Source organism: Phytopseudomonas daroniae (genome assembly GCF_004327275.1).
In the GTDB taxonomy this organism is placed as follows: domain Bacteria; phylum Pseudomonadota; class Gammaproteobacteria; order Pseudomonadales; family Pseudomonadaceae; genus Aquipseudomonas; species Aquipseudomonas daroniae.
Genome location: NZ_QJUJ01000019.1, coordinates 22358 through 30439, shown reverse-complemented (window position 1 = coordinate 30439; position 8082 = coordinate 22358). Strand labels below are relative to the sequence as shown.

Sequence of the window (8082 nt, the reverse complement as noted above, 5' to 3'; positions counted from 1 at the left end):
GCCTGGTACTGACAGCGGAAAATGCCCATCTTGTTGTCAATGGACACAGCGTCACGGGCGGCAACGGTGGCAACGGCGGCAGTACTGGTGGTGGTGGTGGCGGCGGCGGCGCTGGCGTGGCGCTGGTTCAGGGCGGCTTTATCAGCAACGACGGCGCCATCGCCGGCGGCCAGGGTGGTTCCGGTTCTGATGCTGGAGACGGTGGCGCGGGCGTATTCCTGGTCGATGGCGGCACGCTCGACAATCTGGCCGGGGGCACCGTTAGCGGCGGCGCCGGCAATGGCTCCCTCCCTGGCAGCAACGGAGCCGCCGGCGTGCTGGCCAACCGCGGTGCCGTTGACAACGCCGGCGCCATCACGGGCGGCACAGGCGGCGATGGTATCTATGGCGGCCATGGCGGCAGCGGTCTGCGCGTCAACGGCACCGCGGTCAGCAATGCGGCCAGCGGGGTCATCACTGGCGGCCAGGGCGGGAATTCCACCGCAGACCCACGATATAACGCCGGTAATGGCGGCACCGGCATCACCTTCATCAACGATGGCGGCAGCCTGGACAACCAGGGCAGTATTGCTGGCGGCGCCGGGGGAAGCAATGCGACACCCGGCCTCGGCGGCGTCGGCGTACTGGTCGAGAGCAACGGCACCACCCTGCTCAACGCCGGCAGCATCGCCGGCGGCCTAGGCGGCGACGGCAGCACCCGTGCCAACGCCGTGGAACTCACCGGCAGCGACAACACCCTGGAACTGCACAGCGGCTACAGCTTCACCGGCAACGTGGTCACATCGGGCAGCGGCAACGTGCTGGCGCTGGGCGGCACTGTCAACGCCAGCTTCAACGTCGGTCAGCTTGGCAATCAATACCAGGGCTTCGACAGTTACCAAAAAACCGGCGCCAGCACCTGGACCCTGACCGGCGCCACCATGCCCACGGCGGCCGCGACCTGGCGCATTCTCGCCGGCACCGTGCAGGTCGGTGCCGAGGACATCATGAGCGGCAGCATCACCGGCCTGCACGACAGCGGTGCCGGCACCGACGGCGGCACCGCCATCCAGGTGGATTCCACCGATGCGGCAGGTCTGACCGTCGCCACCAACGGCAGCGTCAGCGGCGGCGCCGGCGGCAATGGCGTCAGCGACGACGCCGACGGCAATGGCGGCATCCGCAGCGGCAACGGTGGCACCGCCATCGCGTTCGACAGCAACGGCACCCTGCGCAACAGCGGCGATATCAGCGGCGGCGCCGGCGGCGCTTCCATCGGCGGCGACGGCGGTGATGGCGGCACGGCCGTGGCGATCAGTGGCGGCCTGTTCGAGGTCGCCGATGGAAGGGTCGCCGGCGGCGAAGGCGGCTTCGGCAGCATCCGCAGCGGCCAGGGCGGCACGGCAGTGGAGATGCGCGACGATGCCTCGCTGAACCTGAGCGGCGGCGCGATCGCCGGCGGCAACGGCGGCGGTGGCGTTTCCGACAGCAGCGGCGACGGCGGCACGGCGGTGACGATGAGCGGCGCTACCGTGCTGACCCTGGCCGATGGCACCATCACCGGCGGTAACGGCGGCGACAACGACCCGAGCGGCGGTGATGGCGGCACGGCCGTGGCGATGATCAGCGACGATGCCAGGCTGAACCTGAGCGGTGGCGTGATCAGCGGCGGTCGGGGTGGCAACGGCACCAACAGCGGCGCCGGCGGCACGGGCCTGGTGATGAGCGGCGCTACCGCGCTGACCCTGGCCGATGGCACCATCACCGGCGGCAACGGCGGCGACGGCCCGAGCGGCGGCGACGGTGGCACAGCCGTGGCGATGAGCAACGACGATGCCAGGCTGCGCTTGAACGGCGCCACCATCGCTGGCGGCAACGGCGGCGATGGCGGCGGCGGCACCATCACCGACGGCGAAGGCGGCAATGGTGGCACGGCCGTGGCAATCAGCGGCGGCCTGTTCGAGGTCGCCGATGGCATGGTCACAGGCGGCAATGGCGGCACCGGCCCGAACAGCGGCAACGGCGGCGACGGTGTGGCGATGAGTGGCAATGCCTCACTGAGCCTGAGCGGCGGCACCATCAGCGGCGGCGCAGGCGGCAACGGCGGCGACGGCGGCCATGCCCTCGGCCTGCAGGGCGACGGCAACCGCGTAGATCTGGGTGCAGGCACGATCACCGGCGGCAACGGCGGCAGCAACGTCATCATCAGCGTTAGCGACAACGGCAACGGCGGCAACGGCCTCAACCTGCAGGGCAACGACAATCGCGTAACCCTCGGTACAGGCACACTCACCGGCGGCGACGGCGGCGGCTATATTGACAGCTTCCTTGGCTTTGACAGCAACGGCGGCAACGGCGGCAACGGCCTCAGCCTGCAAGGTACCGGCAACAGCGTGGACCTCGGTGCAGGCACGATCACCGGCGGCAACGGCGGCGACAGCAGCGATAGCTTCGTCAGCGGCAACGGCGGTGCCGGCCTCAAGCTGCAGGGCGACGACAACAGCGTGACTGTCGCCGCCAGCATCGCTGGCGGCCTCTCCGGCGACGGCAGTACCCGCGCCAACGCCATCGAGATAAACGGCGACGACAATACCCTGGAGCTGCGCAGCGGTTCCACCCTTGACGGCGATGTCGTCGCCAGCGGCAGCGGCAACGCCCTGCTTCTCGACGGCAACGGTTCCGCGAACAGCGGCTTCTCCGGGTTCTCGACGCTGCAAGCCAGCGCCGGCAGCAACTGGACCCTGAGCGGCGCGCTGGGCATAACCAGCGGGGGGCTGAGCATCGACGTCGTCGATAGCGGCTCGCTGCGGCTCGACGGGCCACTGACCGGCAGCGGCGGCCTGACCCTGACCAGCAGTGTCGCCCCCAGCGGCTATGGTTTCGGCACACTTTCGATCAGCGGCGACAACACCTATACCGGCGATACCCGCATCGGCGGTGGCGACGTGCTCACTTATGTCCTCGCAACGAATTCCAACGCCTTCGGCACCGGTACGGTGACGGTCGCCGACAAGGGCCAACTGGATCTGTCCCCACCCAGCGGCGGCACTTTCTCCAACGACCTGATCATCGGGAATGGCGGCAACGTGACGCTGGAGCCCACCGTTACGCTGGATGAACAGGCGATAAGCATCGAGTCCGGTGGCGGCCTCAGCGCAAGCGGCAGCGATCTGGCCGGCGCCACCTTGCACAACGCGGGAAGCCTGGCCTTGAGCGCCCGGCGCATCGGCGACCCCGACAACGGTTTTACCAACATCGCCGTCCAGGGCGAGAACGCATCGGTGATCAACGACGCAACCGGCGTGCTCAACCTGACCGGCAGTGCCAGCACCGGCATCGCACTCGGCTCGCTGAGCGGCGGCGGCACCGTCGTGCTCGGCGCTGCCAACCTGAGCGTCGGCGCGCTGGACAACGACGACACCATCAGTGGAACCATCCAGGATCTCTATCCGGAAGACCACGACCTGGGCACCGGCGGCAGCCTGACCAAGGTCGGCAGCGGCAGCCTGACCCTGACCGGCACCAACACCTACACGGGCGGCACCACCATCGCCGCCGGCACCCTGGTCGGCAGCGCCGCCAGCTTCGGCAGCGGCGATATCGTCAATGACGCCATACTGGTGTTCGACCAGGCTGCGGAAGGCACCTATGCCGGCGGCATCAGCGGCAGCGGCGTGCTGAACAAGCGCGGCGCCGGCACCCTGATCCTCGACGGCAGCGGCAGCAACATCTATACCGGCACTACCACCGTCCAGGCCGGCGGCCTGATCGTCGGCGCCAGTGCCGGCAACGGCGCCAGCCTGGGCGGCGACGTGGCGGTCGAAAGTGGCGCCCTGCTCGGCGGCCATGGCCTGATCGGCGGCGACGTGACGATCGCCAGCGGCGCCACCCTCGCTCCCGGCGCCGGTTCGGGAACCGGCGGCATCGGCACCTTGAGCATCGACGGCGACCTGACCCTGGCCTCCGGCTCGACCCTCGCCTACGGACTGGGCGCGCCCGGAACCGCCACGCTCCCCGGCAGCAGCGACCGCGTCGCGGTGGGCGGCGACCTGAGCCTCGATGGCACCCTGAACCTCTCCGACGCCGGCGGCGCCGGGCTCGGCTACTACCGGCTGATGACCTACGGCGGCACGCTGGACGGCAACGGGCTCACCCTCGGCATCACCACCCCGGTCGAGCCGGCGCTCTATAGCATCCAGGCCGGCAACGGCAACGTCGACCTGTTCGTCGCCGCCAACGGCGACGACACACTGCAACACTGGCAGGGTGGCGACGGCACCTGGAACGGCGCCAGCGCACAATGGTTAAATCAGGACGGCGACCTGCCCGTCGCCTGGGCCGGCAATCATGCGGTGTTCAAGGATGCGAACGGCTTCCAGGGCGGCACCATTACCCTCGAAGGCACCCAGGCCTTCGCCGGCCTGCAGTTCGTCGACCAGGGCTACCGCCTGGTCTCCGCGCCGGGCCTGGACGGCCTGCTGCGCACCGATGGCAGCAGCGAAATCCGCGTACTGGCCGACAGCGCCGAGATCGCCGCCGGGATCGTCGGCAACGGCGGCATCGTCAAGACCGAGGCCGGCACGCTGATCCTGTCCGGCGCCAACAGCTACAGCGGCGGCACCACCATCGCTGCCGGCACCCTGACCATCTACAACGACGCGTCGCTGGGCGACGTATCCGGCGACCTGACCCTGGACGGCGGCGCCCTGAGCCTGGTTTCGAGCCGCGGCTCGGCGACCCTCGAACGCGAGATCATCCTGGGCGACAACGGCGGCACCTTTTCCTTGGGTAGCAATCAGCACATGATCCTCGATGGCGAGATCAGCGGCAGCGGCGACCTGATCAAGGAAGGTGCTGGCACCTTGGCCATCACCAACGCGGCCAATAGCTACAGCGGCAACACCCTGATCCACAGCGGCGCGATCAGCCTCGAAAACGGCGGCAGCCTGGGCAGCGGCTCGGTCACCCTCGCCAGCCTGGCCGCCGGCACAGGCAGTGGCAACCTGTCTGTTGGCCGCGATAGCAGCCTCGATGGCCTGGTCACCCTGATAGGTCTCTCTTCGATTCTTCGTGTCAACGGCAGTGCCGGCGATGCCAGCATCATCAACAGCGGCGGTGGCAGCCAGGTGCTCTTCTCCGGCAGCGACAGCGATGCCGGTACCGCCCGCGTCATCAATGAAAACGGCGCCGTCAGCTTCAGCAACGGCGCCAATGCCGCCAATGCGACCGTCACCAATGCCGCAAACAGCGAAGAGCAGTCGGCCACTATCTCCGTCGATGGTGCCAACCTGGGCAGTGCCACCCTGGTCAACCTGGGCGAAGGCCCCTACAACTCCATTTCCTTCGCCGGGGATTCCGATGCCTCAGACGCCACGCTGATCAACAACGGCAATGGCCAGGTAATTGTCCAGGGCGACGAGACCGGCACTGCATTGAGCATCGGCTCGCTGTCCGGCTCGGGCAGCGTCGCCCTCCAGGGTGGCTGGGATTACTCCAGCGGCCAGGCCGTGCCGGTTCCGGTCAGTCTCACGCTGGGTGCACTCGGCAACTACGATGTCATCGACGGCAGCATCTACGGCGACGGCAGCCTGAGCAAGGCCGGCAGCGGCACGCTGATCCTCAATGGCAGCAACACCTATACCGGTGGCACCCGCGTCCAGGCCGGCAGCCTGATCGTCGGCGCCAGCGCCGGCAGCGCCGCCAGCCTGGGCGGCGACGTGACGGTCGAAGGCGGCGCCCTGCTCGGTGGCCATGGTCTGATCGGCGGCGATGTGACAATCGCCTCCGGCGCCACCCTCTCTCCAGGTATCGACTCTGGAACCGCTGGCGTCGGTACGCTAAGCATCGGCGGCGACCTGACCCTGGCCTCCGGCTCGACCCTCGCCTACCAATTGGGCGTGCCCGGAACCGCCACGCTCCCCGGCAGCAGCGACCGCGTCGCCGTGAGTGGCGATTTGAGCCTCGATGGTACCCTGAATCTCTCCGACGCTGGCGGTGCCGGGCTCGGCTACTACCGGCTGATGACCTACGGCGGCGCGCTGGACGACAACGGACTCACGCCCGGCACCAACCTGGCCGAGCCGGCGCTCTACACCATCCAGGCCGGCAACGGCAACGTCGACCTGTTCGTCGCCGCCAGCGGCGACGCCACGCTGCAGCACTGGCAGGGCGGCGACGGCACCTGGAACGGCGCCAGCGCACAATGGTTGAACCAGGACGGCAACCTGCCCGTCGCCTGGGCCGGCAATCATGCGGTGTTCAAGGATGCGAACGGCTTCGAGGGCGGCACCATTACCCTCGAAGGCACCCAGGCCTTCGCCGGTCTGCAGTTCGTCAACGAGGGCTACAGCCTGGTTTCCGCGCCGGGTCTGGACGGCCTGCTGCGCACCGACGGCAGCAGCGAGATCCGCGTGCTGGCCGACAGCGCGGAGATCGCCGTGGGGATCGTCGGCAACGGCGGCATCGTCAAGACAGAAGCCGGCACGCTGATCCTCGACGGCAACAACACCTATACCGGCGACACCAGCGTCCAGGCCGGCGGCCTGACCATCGGCGGCAGCGCCGGCAGTGGCGCCAGCCTGACGAGCGATGTCAACGTCTGGGACGGGGCCCGACTGGGTGGCCATGGCAGCATCGTCGGCAACGTCAACCTCGCGGATGGCGCCACCCTGGCCCCGGGCAACTCCATCGGCACCCTGACGGTGGACGGCGATGTCAGCTTCGCCCCCTCCGCCGTCTTCGAAGTCGAGGCCAACCCCGACGGCACGGCCGACAAGCTGGTCGCCACCGGTACCGTGACCCTCGGCGACTCGACCCTGAACGTCCTGGCCGGCGCCGGCGACTGGTCGGCCAGCACCCGCTACGACCTCGTCGAGGCGGGCAATCTCGTCGGCACCTTCGGCACGGTCAACAGCAACCTGGCCTTCCTGAATGCGGATCTCGCCTACGACTACGCGCTCAACACGGTGGAACTCACCCTGCTGCGCAACGACACCGCCTTTGCCAGTGTCGCGCGCACCTTCAACCAGACCGCTACCGCCAGTGCCTTGAGCAGCCTGGATCCGACCTCGGGCCTGGCGACAGCTATCACCGCGCTCAGCGAGGAAGGTGCCCGCGACGCTTACGACAGCCTCTCCGGCGAACTGCACGCCAGCCTGCAGAGCGCCCTGCTCGACGACAGCCGCTACCTGCGTGAAGGCGTCAATGCCCGACTGCTGGCTGCCCAGCATCTGCTGCCGGGCAGCGGGCAACTCAACCAGGGCGATGGCGTGACATTCTGGCTACAAGGCTACGGTGGCTGGGCCCGAAACGAGGGTGACGGCAACGCCAGCACCCTCGATCATGACAGCCGTGGCACCCTGTTCGGTGGTGATATCGCGCTGGACGATGCCTGGCGAATTGGCGCGGCCATCGGCCTTGGCAGCAGTGACCTCAAGGATGGCCGCGACAGCTCGGCAGATGTCGACACCCGCTCCCTTGCCCTGTATGCCAGCGGTCAGTGGGATGCCGTCAAACTACGCGTCGGGGCCAGTCACTCCTGGCATGACGTCGATACTCGTCGCAATGTGCACTTCGGTTCCTTCAGCGAGCGCAACAAGGCCAGCTATGACGCCACCACCACCCAGGCATTCGCCGAGCTGGGCTATCGCCTTGCGGCCGCAGACTTCCAGGTGGAACCGTTCATCGGCCTCGCCCATGCCAAGGTCAAAAGTGACGGGTTCAGCGAGCGCGGTGGCGATAGTGCGCTCAGCGCAGGCAACGAGAAACGCGATATCACCTACTCGACACTGGGCGCTCATGCGGCGCTACCCGTCGGTCAGTTCGCCGGCAGTCCTGTCAGCCTGCAAGGCAGCCTGGGCTGGCAACATGCATTCGGCAACGACACGCCAGACAGCCACCTGGCCTTCACGACGGGTGATGCATTCAGCATTCGGGGAACGCCCCTGGAACGCGACAGCGCCGTCGCCCAGCTCGGTATTCAGACGCAGTTGAATCGGAATATCGCCGTGGATCTGAGCTATAGCGGCCGTTTCGGCGAGGACTTCACCGACAACGGCCTGCGCCTCGGCTTGACGGCCAAGTTCTGAGCCCGCCGCGAAAGAC

The 8082-nt window shown here is 68.1% G+C and carries 2 protein-coding genes; one reads left to right on the top strand and one right to left on the bottom strand.

Annotated elements, in window-relative coordinates; genetic code table 11:
- Positions 1–395: hypothetical protein (locus DNK10_RS26065; protein ID WP_208738872.1), on the bottom strand; the 395-nt coding region annotated here is incomplete at its 3' end.
- On the opposite strand from DNK10_RS26065, the gene DNK10_RS25555 reads away from it, so the two are divergent.
- The gene (locus DNK10_RS25555; RefSeq protein WP_208738871.1) at positions 315–8066 is read left to right on the top strand and encodes an autotransporter outer membrane beta-barrel domain-containing protein; all 7752 of its coding nucleotides are present in this window, start codon (positions 315–317) and stop codon (positions 8064–8066) included. The genes DNK10_RS26065 and DNK10_RS25555 overlap by 81 nt on opposite strands.
- The last annotated feature ends 16 nt before the right edge of the window (positions 8067–8082 follow it).